Below are 18027 nucleotides of genomic sequence, written 5' to 3' on the forward strand. Positions count from 1 at the left end.
GTTAGCTCACCCCCACAAGCTGGTCGTAGCGCTCAAGAGAGCCCTCCAAACGAGTTCCCGGGGGCGACAGCTTCTCCTCCCACGTAATGGGCAAGTCTCGGCTTCCATATTTCATACCAAGGATACCCGTGACGCGGGAAACTGCCGCATCCTGGCCTAGCAAAGCGATTGCCTCTTGGATCTGTTCTATGGTGTACACATCGCTCCAGTGCAACAGCGCCTGAAGGCGCTCTTTTCGCTCAGCCAGATCCTTCACCGTCACATACACGTGCAGTGTCTCCGGCAGCATGCGAAGGAACTGCGAATGTGTAACACTGCGCGGTTTTCTCAACCATCCGCTAAATACTTTCGACCACGGAACGTCCGCCGTTCGTCCCGTGTAAGGTCTAGGCACCTCCCGAATCTTCTGGTGGTGACCGTTCAGGATAACCAGACGATCCCAGAACGTTTGGATCAGCACCTCGCTACCTGGCGCAACCATTCCTAGTAACGGAATCGTCGTATCTTCAATCCGAATTTCCCCGTACTTATTGACTACCGCAGCAGCCAAGCGAAAAGCATCAAATCCATGCTCCGGCAATGTAAGGAGCTTACGTCGGTCATCCTCCCACAGATCAGCGATTCGGCGGTTTTGAGCATAATGCTTACGCTGGTGATCTTGAGTTGCCTGCTCAGCGAAATACGCGACAAGTTGTTCATGGTTTTCATAGATGGGAATGGGGACGGCCCAGTTCCTCTTAGAGTAGCCGCATTTATTTTCCACATGCCCCTTTTCATGACCGCTATACGGATTGCAGAAGACAGCTTCAAACCGGTAATGGGCACAGAATCGCAGAAAGCCTTCGGTTAATTGCCGCTCGCCTCCTTTCTCGATATGCACGACGGCGGCAGACAGGTTGTCGAACCATATCCGCTGAGGAACACCGCCCATCTGTTCGAAGCATTGCTTCATCGCTTCTAAGAAGCATTCCTGATTTTCCGCCGGTGTCGGATAAACGAATGCAGCGTTGCTATGCGGGAAAGACATCACCAGAAGTTTATATGTAAGCATATGGTGCCCTTGGCTTACCTCAAGGGTCGTAAAGTCGACTTGAGCCTCTCCAGGCGGATGTTCTAGTCGTTCATACGTTTTGGCACGTTCCAGTTCCATTTCACTCTTTCGTTTCTGCACATAGGCTAGCACTGTACGTTGTCCGCCTGTAAATTGATGTTCGTCACGTAACCTTTGAAAAATGCGTACACCTGTATGACGTTGCTTTCGGGGGAGCAAGCGGTCCTCTTCCAACCACGTATCGACAATCTCCATAAATGCCCCCATGACTGGACTTCTACTTTTTCGTTTGGCCACAGATACATTCCAGTTAGTTTGATCGGCATATTTTTTTGCTGTTCGCCAATGAACCCCCACACGTTCAGCTATTTCATTTACAGAACAGCCTTCTACTTCGCGTAGAAATCTGATATAGTCTTGTTGAGGCATTTTCAACATCCTTTCATTTCTCCTCTCGCTACGTTGTCGCAAACATAACGATAGGATGATAATGGGATGCTGACAAGTGTCTCTTTTTTGCATCAAAGTTCGGCATTTTTACGCTGCAATATTAGGCACTTTTATTATGCAAGAAACAAATAAGGACATCTTGCTGCAACATGAGCTTGCGGTAATGGAAGGCATTCTTGAAAGTAAGGCAGAGTATCGCAAGATCATTAAAGCCGGCATTGCCAAGTGGGTTAAGGACTTTCAGGACGGCAAGATCGAAATTAAAATGGTCGACGACCTGAAAAAGCTGATAGAAAAAGATATCGAATTGCAGAAGGACGAATTTTAAGATCGTTCTTTTTCAATCTCTTCAATAACCGTCAAGTGACGTTTATACAGGGTTTTTCTTTTGTGACTTAAAAGAATATGATTCATAGCTACACCAAAGAGAACTATCCCAATAAAACTCACAGTAAGATAGGCGGAAGTTCCGTTTTTCAATGCATCAAGAATATCTTGAACGTTTTTGTACCATGAGAAAGAGTCCTTTTTTAGCTCGGTGTTCGTATTTAAAAAGCTTAGCAATGCAACAAAAATGGTAACTGATACCCCCATAACCGTTAACAGTAGTGTTAGTACTAGCTTTAAGAAAACGTCGATTATTTGAGTAAGTGGATTATTGTTAATATCATGCGATTTTACACTAAGTTTCACAATTTTAAATTTTCCAGGTGATAGTTGTTTATAGGACTGGTAAAGAGTATCAGTTATTTTGTAGTCAGAAAATATGTTTTTTTCGTTAATTTTCAAATTCTTAAAAGGCGTCTGTAAGTCTTTTTCAAATCTTCTAAACAAATACCAATCAACGGCAATAAGGAAAATGAAAATTAATGCAACAATAATTTCGTACCAGTGAAATAATTGCATAATAGTACCTCTTTCTATTTATTTATTATTTATTATTTTTATCGGTTGTTTGATTCTCTTAAATTACGGGGGTGGTGATAATGTAATGGCGAGGGCTCGCGATCCGAACCGTGACCATGCCAAAGAAATATGGCTGGAACACGGAGGAGACATCACCAATAGGCGAATAGCCGAGATGCTAGGCGTAGACGAAAAGAAGATTGCTGTATGGAAACAGCGGGATAAATGGAATGTTGTACAACAAAAGCGCGGAGCCCCAAAGGGTAACAAATACAAGTCGGTAACCGTGGCGGTGCTCCTAAAGGTAGAATGCAAGGGGGAAACCGCGGCGGCTCCGGCGGGCCACACGGCAATAAGAAGGCTGTCACCACTGGGGAATATGAAACGATTTTAAGACGAGCAGGAGCTAGTTGACCAGATTGATACCGATCCTGTCCAGCAGGCTGATGAGGCTATTAAGCTGCTGATGATCCGGGAGCGCCGTTTGCTGCAGCGAATCGGAAAACTGATGAACGGTCTGACTGAGAAGCAGCGACGGGTACTTTATGAGCTGAAGGCGATCAAAGAAGCCATGACTGTTCACGATGAAAAAACAGGTGTAACCAAGACGATCCCGGTCACAAGAAATTACTTGGTAGAATCTCAGATTGGGGAGACGTCTTACCGGGCGATTAAGGATATCATTTCTTTAGAAGAAGTTCTAACCCGTATTCAGGACAAGAAGTTGAAGGCCATAAAGCTAATGTATGAAATCTAATATGATATTTCCATTTATGGCTATTTACTATTCCGCCCATTTTGGCGTAAATACGGCTGGGGCATTTCTATTGATCAATATCATGATCGGAATTGTGACCAGTTTCCTGGGGGGATATTTGTCAGATAGCTATGGGAGGAAGCGGGTGATCGTTCTTGCGGAAGTTCTCCGATTCTTTGCTTTTTTTACGATGATGGTGTGTAATTCGCCTTGGTTCCTATCTCCGACGGTTACTTTTTATATGATGACTATACATAGTATATGCTCGGCGTTGTCAATGGTAGCCACACAAGCTATGCTGATCGAGGTAAGCGAGCCGGACGAGCGTAAATGGATGTATTCAATTATGTTTTGGGCAAGTAATTTGTCCATAGCGATCGGAAGTGTCCTTGGAGGCCTATTATTCAAAAATTACTTATTCGAGCTGTTAATAGCCTTGTCTGCTGCTTCATTAGTTACCTGCAATTTGATCATCTTCTTCATTAAGGAGAGTGAGGAGAGCTTTGCAGTTAACCAAGCCAATAAGGGTAGAAATTTGAAGGGACATATCATTCAACTTTTCACGAATTATCGAAATGTTTTTAGCGACAAAGTATTTATGTGGTATGTATTTGCTGGAATTCTTGTTATCTACTGAATTTCAATTAGCTAACTATATAAGTATTCGCTTTGCGCAGGAAATTCCCGAACAAAGTCTATTCGGCTGGCGGATTGGGGGCATTGAACTGACTGGCTTGCTGAGGACGGAAAATACAATTCTTGTTGTCACATACCTGGCTCATCTTCCTCCTGAGCATGCCCGGGCTTCCTATTTGGCTGTGAGCGGGATGAGAAACAGTTTGGCCATGTTAGTGAGTGCGATTACGGTAATCCTAAGCACATTTCTAGAAAAGCTTGGAACAACGCTTTGGATCGCCATTTTGGGTGGGATTGGTTTGATTTTATTCATTTGTATTACGCCAGCCTTGGATAAGCGTGTGAAAATAGAGCAAGAGGAGGGACATAAAAAAGCTGTCTCGGCTGAGACAGCTAATTAATATCAGAAATACAAGATATCTTATTATTTTAATGCCAACCTACGGTACTCCACTTCAAAAATAAATTCGAACGCCTCCAAATGCCGCTTCGCCTCGAAGGCATTTTTGCCCCATACGTAGATACCATGATTGCGCAGCAATATACCTGGGATTTCTGGCTTCAATGCGCCGGGCACAAGCTTGGCAATTGAAAGGATGTCCGCATAATTCGGCAGCACCGGAATTTCAATTGCTGCGTTTTCCTCCCAGATACCAAGTCCTTTGATCAGTTCGATGCCCTGTACTGGAACATAGCCCTGATCTCCATATAATTCGCTCAGCACGTTGTTGAAAACGGTGTGCACATGAAAAATGGCACCGCAACCGGTCATTCGATAGATTTTGGCATGGATCAGCGTCTCGGCACTCGGCTTAAGCTTTGTCGTTTCACAAGGCTCGCCGGCTTCATCTACGAAAAGGAAATCCTCCGGTGTGTGAATGGACTTATCTTTGCCGCTGGAGGTGACCGCGAAATGGAATGAGTCAGGTGAGTACTCTCCAACGCGGATGGAGAGATTACCGCTTGTCCCGGGGAACCAGCCCCGTGCGGCAAATTGCTGCTTGACCTTTCGCAGCTCGTCCAGCGCGGATTGCTTCTCTTCTAAAGAAATAGCTGTAAAACTCATCTTTTTATCTATCTCCTTCACGTTGGATAAGATCGGCCCGGATGTCATAGAACGTATCAAACGGCGTATGGTTTACTCCGAGCTCCTGACATTTCTCGGTCAATCGGGCTCTGGAATACACGCGATCCGCCAGTTTGGCGCCTTCAAAGTCCGTCAGACTGTCCCCGATCAGAATACGTTCGTAGCGGCTGGTCTGGAACTGTCTCATGACGGTCGTTTTGCACATGCCGCAGTCACTGCTGCAATGCTCATCACAGGGAGTAGGCCATGTAATTGTAATTTTATCGGTGCTAAAGTCTGCACCGTTACAATAAATATGCTCATGCGGTATATCGAATGGGGCGAGCAGCGGATGTACAAAGAAATCAATGCCGCCGCTGGTCACGTAAAACGGAATTTCACGGTCACGCAAGTAGCCAAGAAAATCCGCGAATCCAGCTCGAATTCCAGCTTGACCGAGTACAAAATCCGTAACCTCCTGTTTCATGGAGGAGGGGAGCAGGGAGAACATCCGCCCGACTCCCTCGCGGATGGATATGTCATGAGATAATATCCGCTCCATAATCGGCTCGTAGCCCTTAGGCTTAAAGTGCTTCATAATCGCTACGATATTATCGCTTAATGTAATCGTCCCGTCGAAATCGCAGAAGATGACGGGCTGCTTGCGACTAATCATTTTTGTCCTCCCCAAATATCCAGTGCGGCCTTCAATTCCGGCAGGCTTTCTGCGGCCTGCTCCAGCGGTACGCCGTTCAGTGAAGCGTCAATCGCTTGCAGGAAGGCACGACCGCCACTGCTGGCTCCATTCGGATGGCCGTGGATACCGCCCCCGGCATTCACCACAACATCGGTACCGAAATCGCTAATGATCTGCGGAACAAGTCCGGGATGGATACCCGCCGAAGGAACCGGAAAACTGCTGCGGATCGCCAGCTCTGACGTTACTAGCTCGCGTTGGATGGCCAGATTCTCTTCCCGCGGCATGACGACCGATCCGTATGGAGATGGAAAGAGTACGAGGTCAGCTCCGGCGACGCGCATGAGCTTCCCAAGTAACAGTGACGCGGCAATGCCGTAGTGCGGTGAAGGATATAGAGCTCCGGCAAGAGAGGGATGCGCGGCAATCGGCACGGAAATATCCGGATCGCTGCTCAGCTCCTGCAGGACGTCGAACCCGTAAGGCAAAACGTTGAACAAAAGGGCGGATGCGCCTGCATCGATAGCCCGCAGCGCCTGTTCCTTCAGCGTAGATGTGCGCCCGGTCAGGTTAACCGCATAGAGAAGCTCCTTGCCTGTAATGTGCTTGGCTTCTTCTGTAGCTTGACGACAGAGCTTTACGCGCTGCTCAATTGGTGTCAGCGGATTCTCGAACAGAATCTCATCATCCTTGATGAGATCGACGCCGCCTAAGGCTTGAGCCATGAACTGTTCGCGCAGTCCGTCCAGATCATAGCCGATCACGGATTTGAAGATGCTCATGAGCAGTGGGCGATGAGGTACGCCAAGCAGCTCGCGAACGCCTTGGATGCCGAATTTCGGTCCGGAATACGCCCGCATAAAATTATCGGACAGCTTCAGGTCAAGCAGTTTGATTTTGCCGTCCATGGAAATCTTGCCGAAAACAGTAATGATCAGGGCAGGGATATCGGAAGTGAAGTTGACGTCCGGGTAGGAAATAGCTACATCCGCATAACGCTCGCCCGAGACACCGTTTGGAGAGTCGTATACATCGACGTTCTCGACGCGTCCCAGGTGAACACGCATCTCGTCCTGCTTGATCTGCGGCAGCTCCGTCCATGTGCCGACGGTCATGCCGACTGCGATGGATTCGGCTTTTTTGTGGAAATCTGCTTTATCGTCGTAAATACGGTACGTAGCCGTACAATAGCTCATAACAATGCCTCCTTTACTGCTTCACCCATTTCCTTGGAACGTTCGGCGGCTCGATGCACAGCGGCCTTAACAATCCCGTTAAAGCTGCCTGCGGCCAGCGTCTCCAGCGCGGCTTGCGTAGACCCATTCGGGGAAGTGATGTCCTTGCGGAGCTTGGCGGGCTCCTCACCCGTCTCCTTCATCATGGAAGCGGCACCGAGCACGGTCTGCACGGTAAGGTCTCGCGCCTGCCCGGGGGTCAGCCCGCCTTCGATGCCTGCTTCGATCATCGCTTCCATCATGTAATAGATGTAGGCGGGGCCGCTTCCAGATACGCCTGTCAAAATTTCCATTTGCTCCTCAGGTATGACTTGAACCATGCCCACAGCCTCAAACATCGCCAAGACCTGCTTCGTTTGCTCCTCAGTCACTTCAGTGGAGAAGGAGATGCCGGTCGCTCCATGACCGATCGAGCTTGAAGTGTTCGGCATCGTGCGGGCAATTGGCGCTTCATAGCCAAGCAGCGCTTGAATTGTAGAGATAGATAGGCCGGCAATGACGGATACCACTAGCTGATCCTTATTCAGCAACGATCCCAGCGCTTTGAGCGCCTGGCCAGCATCTTTAGGCTTCATTGCCAGGACGATGACCGATGCGGAGGAGAGATAGGCCTCTTTCTCCGCATCGTCGCGTCCTGTCTGAATACCGTAGGTATCTTCTAAGTAGGTCAGCCGCTCCTGATTACTGCGGTTCAGCATGGAGATGGCTTTTGGCGAGGCTACTTTGCGGTGAATTAACCCGCGTACGATGGCCTCTGCCATAGAACCAGCGCCATAAAAGCAGATCGAAGGTTCATTATTCTTGATGTTATTTGTCATGGTATGGTCTCCTTAGCTCCGAATCTGTCCGCTTCCCTGAATAATGTACTTGCTTGAAGTCAACGCTGGCAGTCCCATTGGGCCCCTGGCATGCAGCTTCTGCGTGCTGATCCCGATCTCGGCTCCAAAACCAAACTCAAATCCGTCTGTGAAGCGCGTGGAGGCATTATGATAAACGGCTGCCGCATCCACTTCCTGCAGGAAGCGTTCCGCGTTCGCGCCGTCCTCGGTCACAATGCATTCGGAGTGCTTTGTACCGAAACGGTTAATATGCTGGAGAGCTTCATCCAGGTTATCGACAATTTTAATATTAAGAATATAATCGTTGTATTCCGTGGCGTAATCCTCTTCCAGCGCCGGTTGTGCCCAATCGATCAGGCAGCGCGTTTCCTCGCAGCCACGCAGCTCTACATTGGACTCGCGCAGCTTATCCGCGATATTCGCAAAATGAGACTGTGCGAAGTTTTTATGGATAAGCAGCGTCTCCATTGCGTTGCAGACGGAAGGGCGCTGTACTTTGGCATTAAGCGTAATCTCTGCAGCCATGCTCGGATTTGCTGTCGCATCTAAGAACGTATGGCAAATGCCAGCACCTGTCTCAATAACTGGTACGGTGGCGTTTTGCACGACATTTTGGATCAATGAACTGCCGCCGCGCGGAATTACGACATCCAGCAGTCCGTTCAGCTTAAGCATCTCGTCCACGGAAGAGCGGTTAGGATCTTCGATAAGTTGGACCGCATCGCGCGGTACGGCGCTGGTTGCAAGCGATCCATGGATAATTTCTACAATTTTGCGATTGGAGGACAGGGCAGAGGAGCCGCCCCGCAGTACGACGGCGTTGCCGGTCTTCAGGCACAATCCGATGGCATCGACCGTAACGTTCGGACGCGCTTCATAAATCATACCAATGACTCCTAGTGGGACACGCTTCTTGACGATATGAAGACCGTTCGGGCGCTCGATTGTCTCCAGTGTTTCTCCGATCGGATCCGGCAGTTCTACGATTTGACGAAGTCCTTCCGCGATACTGGCAATCCGCTCTTCTGTTAGTGCAAGCCGATCCAGCAAGGATACGGAGGTACCGTTCTCCCGGCCGCGCTGCAAATCTTCCTTGTTCGCCTCGATAATCGCTTCGCTATGATCGATTAAGGCTTGGGCGCAATCCAGCAATGCCTTATTTTTTTGTTCTGTCGTTAGACTATTCAATACGTTGGTTGCTCTACCAGCTAGCTCTGCCTTTTGTCTTACTTCGCTCATTCGAATACCTCCTCAAAATGGTTAAAGTTTAAAACTTGTGATTTATAACTTTAATGAAATCCATTCATCCCGATGAATGACTTCAAGACGATGGATGCCTTCCAGTTTCTTAATGACTTCTGTGCCCGCTAATCCCATTATCTCTTGTAATTGCTCAGAATCATAGTTCACAATTCCGCGCCCGAGCGTTTCTTTGTCCCGATTGACGACCTCAACGACATCTCCGGCATGAAAATAGCCAAGGGCATGTCTCACGCCGACGGGCAAGAGGCTACGGCCTCCATGAATAAGCGCTTCTTCTGCTCCATCATCGACGGTGAGCGTGCCTAGCGGCGTGGATAAAAATCCAAGCCATTGTTTTTTGCGCGGCAGCGTGGAGGAACGCGTCTCGAAGTATGTCCCTTTGCCCTGGCCTTTCAGAATGTTGCTTAACTGGCCCGGCAGGTTGACTTTTCCTACGAATACAGGCACACCACCGCGGGTAGCAATTTTGGCTGCATCGATCTTCGAGCGCATGCCGCCCGTTCCCACCGAGGAGCCTGCGCCCCCGGCAATAGCGTATATTTCATCGGTGATTTCTTCGACTCGCTCGATGCGCTTGGCAGCGGGATTGATGCGCGGATCCTCCGTGTATAAACCGTCCATGTCCGTTAGAATGATCAATTGATCTGCTCGGATCAAGTTCGCGACAAGCGCGGATAAGGTATCATTATCGCCGAACTTCAGCTCATCGACTGAAACGGTGTCATTCTCATTAATGATCGGTAGTACGTTTTGTTTTAACAATTCCTCTATGGCCATGCTGGCATTGCCCGTTCGCTTGCGGTTCTGGAAATCCGAGCGGGTCAGCAGTATTTGGGCTGAGGAGACGCTATGCATAGACAGTTCTTCGCGATAGCTTTGCATGAGCAGCGCTTGCCCGACAGCGGCAGCGGCTTGCTTCTCATGGAGCAGCTTCGGACGCTCCGGATAGCCTATTTCCCGGAAGCCGGCAGCCACGGCACCGGAGGTAACCAGGAGTACCTGGCAACCGTGAGATTGGAGCCCGGCTAATTCGGCTGCGAAGTAGGCGATGGCTTCTCGATTTAACCCTCCTTCTGGAGAAGTCAGTGAGCTGCTCCCTATTTTGACAACGATACGGCGTAGCATGGAGATCACTCCTACAGTTATGATAATAAAAATAAAAAAAACTCTCGCCCTTGCTGCGCAAAGGACGAAAGTTATACTTCCGCGGTACCACCTTTATTGATGATTGATCTCATCCAACTCAAAGCCCGATAACAGGGGCGCTGTCCGGCTTGTTGGCCGGCCGCTCAGGGATAGGATTCCGCAAGGGCGTTTCGGTAAATTCTCGCAGCCTAAGGAATTTACTCTCTGATCGACGCTGGTCAAACGTACTGGTCCCGTCTTAGCGTTTAGTCAAGTTATAACATCAATTTTGGAATTACTGATAGAATACCACGCGTGTCAAGGCATTGCAAAGTAAAAGAGTTAGAACAGTCCCAGCTTGCCAATACGTTGGACTGCTTCGCGCAGACGATCCTCTCCGCTGAGCAGCCCAACCCGGACATAGCCTTCTCCATTTGGTCCAAATCCAATCCCCGGGGCGACTGCGACCTTGGCTTCGGTCAAGAGCTTCTGGGCGAAGGACGCAGAGTCCGAGCCTCTTGGCACGGGCAGCCAGGCAAAAAATGATCCGCTTGGCCTCTGTGCGGTCCAGCCAATCTTGTCCAGTTCATCGAATAAGGCATTGCGGCGGGATTCATAAACAGCAACGAGCTCGGCGACAGTGTCCTGGGGAGCCGTTAAGGCAACCTTGGCCGCTTCTTGGATACCGCCAAACAGACTGACATAAATATGATCTTGGAGCAAATTGATTAACGAAATGATTTTTTCATTTCCGAGAGCAAAGGCGACGCGCCAGCCAGCCATATTATACGTTTTGGATAAGGTGTAATACTCAACGCCCACTTCTTTGGCGCCTTCGGCCTGCAGGAAGCTAATGGGCTTCTTGCCGTCAAAACCGATAGCTCCGTAGGCGAAGTCGCTCGCGACAACGATCTTATTTTTGGCGGCGAACTGGACGGTGTCTTCGTAGAAGGACAGGGGGGCGGTAGCCGAAGTCGGATTGTTCGGATAATTCAGGAACATTAGCTTCGCCCGCTTACGATCAAGGGGAGATATTGCCCCATAATCCGGTAAATAAGCATTGTTCGCACGCAGCGGCATGAAGGACATTTCTGCTCCGGCTAGGGCAGCGCCCGACCAGTAATCGGGGTATCCAGGATCGGGCACTAGGCACAAGTCGCCGGGATTCAGCAGAATCTGGACAATTTGCACAAGCCCAGTTTTGCCGCCAAATAAGATGGCAACCTCCTTCTCGGGGTCAAGCGATACTCCATAGTCTTCCCGGTAGCGTTGGCAAACCGCTTCCTTGAGGAAGTTGTAGCCCTGGAACGGGGAATATTTATGGAACTGTGGGTTGGCCACCGCTTGCTGTGCGGCGCGTACGATATGATCAGGCGTGGGGCGATCCGGGTTGCCTTGTCCTAAATTAATGACATCATGCCCTTGTGAAATTTCCAGATTCACGCTTTGGACAAGGGAAGCAAAGAACTGCTTCGGCAGTCTATCCATCATTTCCGCAGCATGGATTGGAAAAAGAGGGCTGCCCTGTGATTGATTTTGTCGGCTCATATTCAACACTCCGGTCTATAAAATAGCAATATTCATAATTTAACATGATTTATCCAATATGTATAGAAGGGATTAAGGCCTGAATTCATGCGCAGGACGTTAAAACGGTACTTGCATGGTTAAGATGAGCTGCTTATGATGGTACTCAGGTAACTTTAACGGATGAAAGGAGTGTCAGCATGATTCAACAACAACTAAAGTTGTCATGGAATATCGCCATGATCCAATGTGACATTCATATGGGGCGGCCCGTTGATAACCGGAGAATCGTCGAGCATTGGATGGAAAAGGCGCTGAAAGCTGCTGTTAAGCCGGATTTGCTCGTATTACCCGAAATGTGGAATACGGGTTATGCGCTGGAACATATTCATGAGCTGGCGGATGCAGAGGGGCGCGAGAGCAGGGAATGGATCTCTGAGTTTGCGCGAAATAACGGGGTACATGTCGTTGCAGGTTCGATTGCGGAGAGGCGTGGAGATGAGGTCTACAATACGATGCGGATATTCGCAGACTCCGGTGAAGAGATAGCTGCATATTCTAAAATTCATCTATTCCGTCTTATGGAAGAGGAGAAGCATTTGTCGTCCGGGCAGTCTGTCGTTACTTTCGAATTGGATGGACAAATCCTGGGAGCTTCCATTTGCTATGATATTCGCTTTCCTGAGCTTACCCGCACGCTTGCGCTAATGGGCGCCAAGGTATTGTTCGTTCCGGCTGCTTGGCCTCACCCGCGTTTACATCACTGGCGTACATTGCTGACAGCAAGGGCGATCGAGAATCAAATGTATGTTGTAGCCTGCAATCGTACCGGGATTAGCGGGAAGGACGAATTCTTCGGCCACTCGATGATTATTGATCCGTGGGGGGAAGTGCTCGCTGAAGGTGGGGAGGAAGAGGGCATTGTTACGGGGCGTATTGATTTATCTTTAGTAGATGATGTACGCTCCAGAATTCCTGTATTTGAGGATCGGCGTGCAAATCTGTATCAAATATAAATTCCATCTGCATTAAAATGTTGAAAGAGGCTGTCTCCTGAGCGTTGTCTAGCCTAGGGGACAGCCTTCTTGCTATGCCTCTTCCTTCATGCGTTGTTCTATCGTCTTGCGGAACGTTTCGATAAAAGCTTCGGCCGCTTTGGACAGATACCGTCCTCTGCGATAGGCAATAACGAGGGTGCGGCTTGGAACCGGCTCTGCCAGCGGAACGTAGACGGGGATCAGTTCGCTGCGCTTGGCCCGGGCGATAAAGCGTGGGACAAGGGTGATGCCCATTCCTGCAGCAACGAGTGACTGCACAGTCTCGATGTTGTTGCTCTCGAATACGATATCAGGCTCAAAGCCGGCTGCCCGACATAAATCCATCATGATTTTGCGGAAGCCCTGCCCCTTTTTTAGAACGATGAAGGATTCGCCCTTGAGCTGCTCTAGGGACACGCCTCCTTTCGGGCGGTTGTTTGGGTCGGCAAGATCATGGTTTGGAGGAATGGCGAGATCGATTTTTTCCTCTCCAATGGGTTCGTATGTTAAGGAAGGTTCCTGCAGCGGCAGAGAGAGTAGACTAAGATCAGTGCCTCCGCCGGCCGTAAGCTTCTCCAGGTTCAACGATGTATCTTCAAGCAGGTTAACCTGAATGTCTGGGTACGCCTCTTTAAATGCCGGAAGAACATATGGCAGCAGGTGAGAGCCGGTTATCGGCATGCTGCCGATGATGACGCGCCCGGCGCGAAGTTGAGAAATGTCGTCCATCTCCTGACGAAGCTGTTCTACCGCATCCATAATTTTTCGGGCATGCTTAATAAAACTGGCTCCTGCATGTGTAAGCTCAACAGTACTGGTATTACGCTGAAACAATTTTACGCCGAGCTCCTTTTCAAGTTTGGACAATTGCTGGCTAAGCGATGGCTGAGCGATGTGAAGCTTGTCTGCCGCCCTTGAAAAGTTGCGTTCCTCAGCAATTTTTAAAGTGTATAGGAGCTGCCTTAATTCCATGAAATCACCTTTTTCTTGAATTGGGTGCTGCGATGTGATCCATCTCATGACTGCTATAAGTATATCCTATCATTTTTAAATAAAATATAGGACTTAGTAATGCTTCCGGTAGGCACACTGATCTAAAATTTTATTATTAGGAAAGTTGGTTGTATAATTATTATAAATGGGAATTGGAGGTTGCCGTTCTATGAAAATATGGAAAGAGATTCAGGGCTGGGGATTATCGATTATTATCGGTTTTGTAATCAGCATGTTCATTGGCATTTTTATTATACAACCATATAAGGTGAATGGTCATTCCATGGAGCCTACACTGGATGATAACCAGCGGATATACGCCTGGAAAATATCGCAAACACTGGAAAAACTCCCAAACTATAAAGATATCGTCATTATCGATAGTCGCGTCGATCGCAGCCGCTCATTCTGGGATAGCGTTAACGAGCATCCATTGATTCGTATTTTATCCGGAAATAAGAAGGAAGATTTCTTCTATGTCAAACGCGTTATCGGTCTCCCGGGTGATGTCATTGAAATTAAAGACGGTCAAGTGTACAGAAATGGCGTTATGCTGGAGGAGCCGTATATTAAAGAACAGATGTATACGGAGCAAAGCCAGGTATGGGAAATTCCTGAAGATCATATTTTTGTGATGGGAGATAATCGAAACAATAGCAAGGACAGCCGAATGATTGGGCCTGTGCCGCTTGATCACGTCATGGGTGTCGAAGGATTTAATAAATAGTATCTGTGCGGCATCAATCAAAGGAATAGGATAAGAGACCTGGTCTTACCCCTGTCAAGTAGACAGTAAAAAAAGAGGATCAATTTATGCGGCGATCGCTTTCCGGTACTCAACTGGAGAACGGTCGCCGAGTTTTTTTTGGAAACGCTCATGATTGTAAAATTCAATATATTCCTCAATGAGACGACGTGCTGAATGCTGATCGTTCGGACGTTTAAGGTACAGCTGTTCGGTCTTCAAATGGGAGAAAAACGACTCCATGCAGGCATTGTCATAACAGTTGCCTCGCCTTGAGTGGCTGCCCTGGAGCCCTTGTGCGAGCAACTGAGTCTCGTAAGCCTTGTGCGTGTATTGGAAGCCTTGGTCAGAATGTAAGACTGCATCCTTGCGAGTACCGAGTTGCTTTACTGTGTCCAGCACAAGTTGCAAGTCATTGCGCTCAGAGAGTTCCCAAGCGACAATCTCATTGTTATGCAAATCCATTACAGTCGACAAATAGGTGAAATCGTGACCGATCCGTACGTAAGTAATATCCGTGACTAGCTTGGTAAATGGAGCAGATGCTTGAAAGTCCCTGTTCAAGACATTAGCAAACACGACAGAAGGCTTGCGCCCTGCATTTGGACGCTTCTTGCGGATGACTGACCGGATCCCGAGCTCACGCATAAGCCGTCTGACTTTCTTGCGGTTAACAAGCAATCCTTCCCTACGTAAAGCCGTACACATACGGATGTAACCGAAATAGGGCCGCAAACGGTGAATGGCAAGTATATGCTCCTTCAGATCAGCATCTCGCTCCTGACGTTGTTGCTGGTTACTTAGAGCAGCTTTCCACTTGTAATACCCGGCACGAGACACTTCAGCAATCTTACACAGCATGACTATCGAGTGGTTCCCAATCATTTTTTCGATGGTCCTAAACCGGGCTTGCTTATCCAACTTCCCTCCCCATGTAGATTCGGATTGAGCTTTTTTAGATATTCGACCTGCGCTTTCAGATGCTCGTTCTCTTCCTCGAGACTGCTGAAGTGTTTTTTCGCCCAACGCCCCCGATAATCCTTGAACGATTCACCATTCATATGTTTGCGTACCCAAGTTACAATCTGAGCATCGCTTTTGATCCCCAACTTTTCCTTGATCTGAGTATAGCTCCATTGCTCTTCAATTCGTAAACGAACGGCTTCTCGCTTCGTTTCTTCGTCGTATCGATTAAACTTCTGACCCTTCTTTGGTGGCATAGAAAAATCCCCTCCGGTCTACAGTGTTGAATTCATAATATCATGAACTCTTTTTTCACTGTCTACCGTAAGGGGATAATATCAACCTTCATCGTACAGGGTCTCTTATTTCATATTTTTGTTCTGTATCTAATCCCTTCTATAGTTAAATCCTATAAACGTTATAGAAATTATATCTTGGAACAATGAGTAGAGAGATGATATAGTAATGTCAACATACAAAGCGTAGGTAAAGGTATTTTACGAGTATCCGCTTTGTTACATGTTCGAATCCTTCAGTGGGGTGAATACGATGAGTAATACTAAAAAGACAATGTATGAGAAAATTTGGGACAATCACGTGATTTATGCAGAGGAAGGGAAGCCAAGCATCATTTACATCGATTTGCATTTGGTGCATGAGGTAACTTCGCCACAAGCATTTGAGGGGTTGCGCCTCAGCGGACGTAAGGTGCGTCGTCCAGAGCTGACTTTTGCGACGATGGACCACAACGTACCTACCAAAGACCGCTTTAACATTAAAGATCCGATTTCTAAGCAGCAAATTGACACGTTGACGAAGAACTGTCGTGATTTTGGCGTAACGCTTTATGACCTGGATACGATTGATCAGGGTGTTGTACACGTCATGGGGCCGGAGCTTGGTTTGACACATCCAGGCAAAACAATCGTCTGCGGTGACAGCCACACGTCTACGCATGGTGCCTTTGGCGCACTTGCCTTTGGAATCGGTACAAGTGAAGTTGAGCACGTCATGGCTACTCAGTGTTTGCAGCAAGCCAAGGCGAAAACATTGGAAGTGCGTTTTGTTGGTAAACGCAAACCGGGAGTGACTGCCAAAGATATGATTCTTGGCGTTATTGCCCAGTATGGCACGGATTTCGCAACGGGTTATGTTATTGAGTATACCGGTGAAGCGATTCGCGAGTTGACGATGGAAGAAAGAATGACTGTATGTAATATGTCCATTGAAGCGGGAGCTAGAGCAGGACTGATTGCTCCTGACGAGACGACATTTGAATACTTGCGCGGCCGCGAGCATGTACCGCAAGGTGAAGCATTTGATCGTGCTGTAGCGGAGTGGAAGAATCTTACCACAGATGAAGGCGCAGAATACGACCATGTTGTGGAGTTCGACGTTGATTCATTGATTCCGCAGGTGACATGGGGTACGAGCCCAGGGATGGGAACGAATATCAACGCAACCGTACCACATCCGAATGACTTTGCAACAGAGAATGAACGGAAGGCTGCCGAGAAGGCAATTGAATATATGGGGCTTACCCCGGGAACGCCAATGACGGATATTGAGATCGACTATGTATTTATCGGCTCGTGTACGAATGGGCGTATCGAGGATCTCCGCGCTGCAGCAGAAATTGCGCGAGGCTACAAAGTATCTGACAAAGTGACGGCGATCGTCGTTCCGGGTTCTGGTCGCGTGAAGCTGCAGGCAGAGAAGGAAGGCCTGGACAAAATATTTACAGAGGCTGGTTTTGAATGGCGTGATGCAGGTTGCAGTATGTGTCTTGCCATGAACCCAGACGTTCTGGAGCCGGGACAACGCTGCGCTTCCACCTCTAACCGGAATTTCGAAGGACGCCAAGGCCGTGGCGGTAGAACGCACCTCGTTTCACCGGCGATGGCAGCGGCGGCGGCAATCAAAGGCCGTTTTGTCGATGTCCGGGAATGGAATGTATTGAGCGAAGTCGTTAGCTAAGAAGGCGAAAGAGGGGAGAATTTATCATGGAAGCATTTATTAAACATACAGGCATCGTCGGTCCCGTGGATCGGGTAAACGTGGATACGGACGCTATTATTCCTAAACAATTTCTTAAACGGATAGAACGTACCGGATTCGGACAATTTTTGTTCTATGAATGGCGTTTTGATACGGAAGGCAATGTAAACCCGGAATTCGAACTGAATAAGCCTCGCTATAAGGGTGCTTCAATTATGATTTCCCGTGTCAATTTTGGCTGTGGCTCCTCCCGGGAGCATGCGCCTTGGGCGATTCTCGATTACGGGTTCCGTTGCGTGATCGCGCCATCTTTCGCGGATATTTTCTACAATAACTGCTTTAAGAATGGCATTCTGCCGATCAAGTTGTCTGAAGAGCAGGTAGAGGAATTGTTCCAGCGTACGGCTAAGCATGAGGGATATCAATTGACAGTTGATTTGGAGAGCAAAACGATTACGGACGAATACGGATTGAACATTTCGTTCGATCTGGATGAGCACCGTCGCCAGTTCCTGCTTCAAGGTCTGGACGATATCGGACTTACATTGCAGCATGAGAATTTGATCTCTGCTTATGAAGCGAAGCGGGCAAGCCGCTCCTTTGCATAACGTTAGCCTCACCTTGAAGGACAGCTCCAAAGTCTATTTCATTAGACGCTGGAGCTGTCTTTTTTTGTCTGCTAAATTTAGCAGGAAATTATGAAGAAATGCTCGAAAAATAGATTATAGTCTATGATCTG

At 48.2% G+C, this 18027-nt stretch carries 20 protein-coding genes; 9 read left to right on the forward strand and 11 right to left on the reverse strand.

What is annotated here, in order from left to right:
- Position 1: 1 nt before the first annotated feature.
- Positions 2-1489, reverse strand: a complete 1488-nt coding sequence (gene istA, locus EIM92_RS14580) for an IS21 family transposase (RefSeq protein WP_125084303.1) — start codon at positions 1487-1489, stop codon at positions 2-4.
- Positions 1490-1616: 127 nt separating this feature from the next.
- On the opposite strand from istA, the gene EIM92_RS14585 reads away from it, so the two are divergent.
- Positions 1617-1829, forward strand: coding sequence for a hypothetical protein (locus EIM92_RS14585; protein ID WP_125083267.1), 213 nt, complete (start codon positions 1617-1619; stop codon positions 1827-1829).
- Here EIM92_RS14585 and EIM92_RS14590 read toward each other — a convergent pair.
- Entirely contained in the window at positions 1826-2407 is a 582-nt protein-coding gene (locus tag EIM92_RS14590; RefSeq protein WP_125083268.1) for a hypothetical protein, read from the reverse strand. The two genes, EIM92_RS14585 and EIM92_RS14590, sit on opposite strands and share 4 nt — an antisense overlap.
- An 85-nt stretch (positions 2408-2492) precedes the next feature.
- Between EIM92_RS14590 and EIM92_RS24230 the strand changes: the two genes are divergently transcribed.
- From EIM92_RS24230 to EIM92_RS14610, 4 genes are all read left to right on the forward strand, one after another.
- The gene (locus EIM92_RS24230) at positions 2493-2801 is read left to right on the forward strand and encodes a phage terminase small subunit-related protein (RefSeq protein ID WP_246020980.1); all 309 of its coding nucleotides are present in this window, start codon (positions 2493-2495) and stop codon (positions 2799-2801) included.
- Positions 2802-2873: 72 nt separating this feature from the next.
- Positions 2874-3164, forward strand: coding sequence for a hypothetical protein (locus EIM92_RS24235; RefSeq protein WP_125083269.1), 291 nt, complete (start codon positions 2874-2876; stop codon positions 3162-3164).
- A 16-nt stretch (positions 3165-3180) separates the two neighbouring features.
- The gene (locus EIM92_RS14605; RefSeq protein WP_164515108.1) at positions 3181-3801 is read left to right on the forward strand and encodes an MFS transporter; all 621 of its coding nucleotides are present in this window, start codon (positions 3181-3183) and stop codon (positions 3799-3801) included.
- Positions 3776-4201 (forward strand): hypothetical protein, encoded by a 426-nt coding sequence (locus EIM92_RS14610; protein ID WP_164515109.1) that lies wholly within the window; start codon positions 3776-3778, stop codon positions 4199-4201. Before EIM92_RS14605 ends, EIM92_RS14610 begins: the two co-directional genes overlap by 26 nt.
- A gap of 23 nt (positions 4202-4224) precedes the next feature.
- Here EIM92_RS14610 and mtnB read toward each other — a convergent pair whose 3' ends face one another.
- The 7 genes from mtnB to EIM92_RS14645 all read right to left on the reverse strand — a co-directional run bounded on the left by mtnB (position 4225) and on the right by EIM92_RS14645 (position 11573).
- Positions 4225-4866: a methylthioribulose 1-phosphate dehydratase gene (gene mtnB / locus EIM92_RS14615; RefSeq protein ID WP_125083272.1), complete on the reverse strand. Its 642-nt coding sequence runs from the start codon at positions 4864-4866 to the stop codon at positions 4225-4227.
- Positions 4867-4870: 4 nt separating this feature from the next.
- Positions 4871-5542, reverse strand: coding sequence for a 2-hydroxy-3-keto-5-methylthiopentenyl-1-phosphate phosphatase (locus EIM92_RS14620; RefSeq protein WP_125083273.1), 672 nt, complete (start codon positions 5540-5542; stop codon positions 4871-4873).
- Positions 5539-6759, reverse strand: coding sequence for a 2,3-diketo-5-methylthiopentyl-1-phosphate enolase (locus EIM92_RS14625; RefSeq protein ID WP_125083274.1), 1221 nt, complete (start codon positions 6757-6759; stop codon positions 5539-5541). Before EIM92_RS14625 ends, EIM92_RS14620 begins: the two co-directional genes overlap by 4 nt.
- Positions 6756-7616: a pyrroline-5-carboxylate reductase gene (gene proC / locus EIM92_RS14630; protein ID WP_125083275.1), complete on the reverse strand. Its 861-nt coding sequence runs from the start codon at positions 7614-7616 to the stop codon at positions 6756-6758. The genes EIM92_RS14625 and proC overlap by 4 nt, the downstream gene beginning before the upstream one ends.
- A 12-nt stretch (positions 7617-7628) precedes the next feature.
- A complete protein-coding gene (locus EIM92_RS14635; protein ID WP_125083276.1) occupies positions 7629-8876 on the reverse strand; it encodes a glutamate-5-semialdehyde dehydrogenase in 1248 nt (415 codons plus the stop codon).
- A 42-nt stretch (positions 8877-8918) separates the two neighbouring features.
- Complete coding sequence (gene proB / locus EIM92_RS14640; RefSeq protein WP_125083277.1) at positions 8919-10025, reverse strand: glutamate 5-kinase; 1107 nt, start codon at positions 10023-10025, stop codon at positions 8919-8921.
- A gap of 342 nt (positions 10026-10367) precedes the next feature.
- Entirely contained in the window at positions 10368-11573 is a 1206-nt protein-coding gene (locus tag EIM92_RS14645) for a pyridoxal phosphate-dependent aminotransferase (RefSeq protein WP_125083278.1), read from the reverse strand.
- A 179-nt stretch (positions 11574-11752) separates the two neighbouring features.
- Between EIM92_RS14645 and EIM92_RS14650 the strand changes: the two genes are divergently transcribed.
- Entirely contained in the window at positions 11753-12568 is an 816-nt protein-coding gene (locus EIM92_RS14650; RefSeq protein WP_125083279.1) for a carbon-nitrogen family hydrolase, read from the forward strand.
- 72 nt (positions 12569-12640) lie between these two features.
- Here the strand turns inward: EIM92_RS14650 and EIM92_RS14655 are convergent, their stop codons facing one another.
- Positions 12641-13561, reverse strand: a complete 921-nt coding sequence (locus tag EIM92_RS14655) for a LysR family transcriptional regulator (protein ID WP_125085199.1) — start codon at positions 13559-13561, stop codon at positions 12641-12643.
- Positions 13562-13751: 190 nt separating this feature from the next.
- Between EIM92_RS14655 and lepB the strand changes: the two genes are divergently transcribed.
- Entirely contained in the window at positions 13752-14309 is a 558-nt protein-coding gene (gene lepB / locus EIM92_RS14660) for a signal peptidase I (RefSeq protein ID WP_125083280.1), read from the forward strand.
- A gap of 84 nt (positions 14310-14393) precedes the next feature.
- Here the strand turns inward: lepB and EIM92_RS14665 are convergent.
- A protein-coding gene (locus EIM92_RS14665; RefSeq protein ID WP_125081524.1) for an IS3 family transposase occupies positions 14394-15547 on the reverse strand; the annotation gives its coding sequence in 2 pieces (ribosomal slippage) (positions 14394-15286 and positions 15286-15547; 1155 coding nt in all).
- Between the two features lie 292 nt (positions 15548-15839).
- On the opposite strand from EIM92_RS14665, the gene leuC reads away from it, so the two are divergent.
- Together leuC and leuD are read left to right on the forward strand one after the other, a co-directional pair.
- A complete protein-coding gene (gene leuC, locus EIM92_RS14670) occupies positions 15840-17267 on the forward strand; it encodes a 3-isopropylmalate dehydratase large subunit (RefSeq protein ID WP_211344376.1) in 1428 nt (475 codons plus the stop codon).
- A gap of 26 nt (positions 17268-17293) precedes the next feature.
- Positions 17294-17896, forward strand: coding sequence for a 3-isopropylmalate dehydratase small subunit (gene leuD / locus EIM92_RS14675; RefSeq protein WP_125083282.1), 603 nt, complete (start codon positions 17294-17296; stop codon positions 17894-17896).
- The last annotated feature ends 131 nt before the right edge of the window (positions 17897-18027 follow it).

The sequence above is a fragment of the Paenibacillus lentus genome (genome assembly GCF_003931855.1).
Classification (GTDB): Bacteria; Bacillota; Bacilli; order Paenibacillales; family Paenibacillaceae; genus Fontibacillus; species Fontibacillus lentus.

Bases quoted from the DNA above. Each gene is read 5' to 3' on its own strand.
- EIM92_RS14625 (WP_125083274.1), bottom strand. From the start codon at position 6,759: ATGAGCTATTGTACGGCTACGTACCGTATTTACGACGATAAAGCAGAT.
- EIM92_RS14590 (WP_125083268.1), bottom strand. From the start codon at position 2,407: ATGCAATTATTTCACTGGTACGAAATTATTGTTGCATTAATTTTCATT.
- EIM92_RS14605 (WP_164515108.1), top strand. From the start codon at position 3,181: ATGGCTATTTACTATTCCGCCCATTTTGGCGTAAATACGGCTGGGGCA.
- EIM92_RS24230 (WP_246020980.1), top strand. From the start codon at position 2,493: ATGGCGAGGGCTCGCGATCCGAACCGTGACCATGCCAAAGAAATATGG.
- leuD (WP_125083282.1), top strand. From the start codon at position 17,294: ATGGAAGCATTTATTAAACATACAGGCATCGTCGGTCCCGTGGATCGG.
- proB (WP_125083277.1), bottom strand. From the start codon at position 10,025: ATGCTACGCCGTATCGTTGTCAAAATAGGGAGCAGCTCACTGACTTCT.
- EIM92_RS14585 (WP_125083267.1), top strand. From the start codon at position 1,617: ATGCAAGAAACAAATAAGGACATCTTGCTGCAACATGAGCTTGCGGTA.
- istA (WP_125084303.1), bottom strand. From the start codon at position 1,489: ATGTTGAAAATGCCTCAACAAGACTATATCAGATTTCTACGCGAAGTA.
- EIM92_RS24235 (WP_125083269.1), top strand. From the start codon at position 2,874: ATGATCCGGGAGCGCCGTTTGCTGCAGCGAATCGGAAAACTGATGAAC.
- EIM92_RS14635 (WP_125083276.1), bottom strand. From the start codon at position 8,876: ATGAGCGAAGTAAGACAAAAGGCAGAGCTAGCTGGTAGAGCAACCAAC.
- EIM92_RS14645 (WP_125083278.1), bottom strand. From the start codon at position 11,573: ATGAGCCGACAAAATCAATCACAGGGCAGCCCTCTTTTTCCAATCCAT.
- EIM92_RS14655 (WP_125085199.1), bottom strand. From the start codon at position 13,561: ATGGAATTAAGGCAGCTCCTATACACTTTAAAAATTGCTGAGGAACGC.
- proC (WP_125083275.1), bottom strand. From the start codon at position 7,616: ATGACAAATAACATCAAGAATAATGAACCTTCGATCTGCTTTTATGGC.
- leuC (WP_211344376.1), top strand. From the start codon at position 15,840: ATGAGTAATACTAAAAAGACAATGTATGAGAAAATTTGGGACAATCAC.
- mtnB (WP_125083272.1), bottom strand. From the start codon at position 4,866: ATGAGTTTTACAGCTATTTCTTTAGAAGAGAAGCAATCCGCGCTGGAC.
- EIM92_RS14620 (WP_125083273.1), bottom strand. From the start codon at position 5,542: ATGATTAGTCGCAAGCAGCCCGTCATCTTCTGCGATTTCGACGGGACG.
- lepB (WP_125083280.1), top strand. From the start codon at position 13,752: ATGAAAATATGGAAAGAGATTCAGGGCTGGGGATTATCGATTATTATC.
- EIM92_RS14650 (WP_125083279.1), top strand. From the start codon at position 11,753: ATGATTCAACAACAACTAAAGTTGTCATGGAATATCGCCATGATCCAA.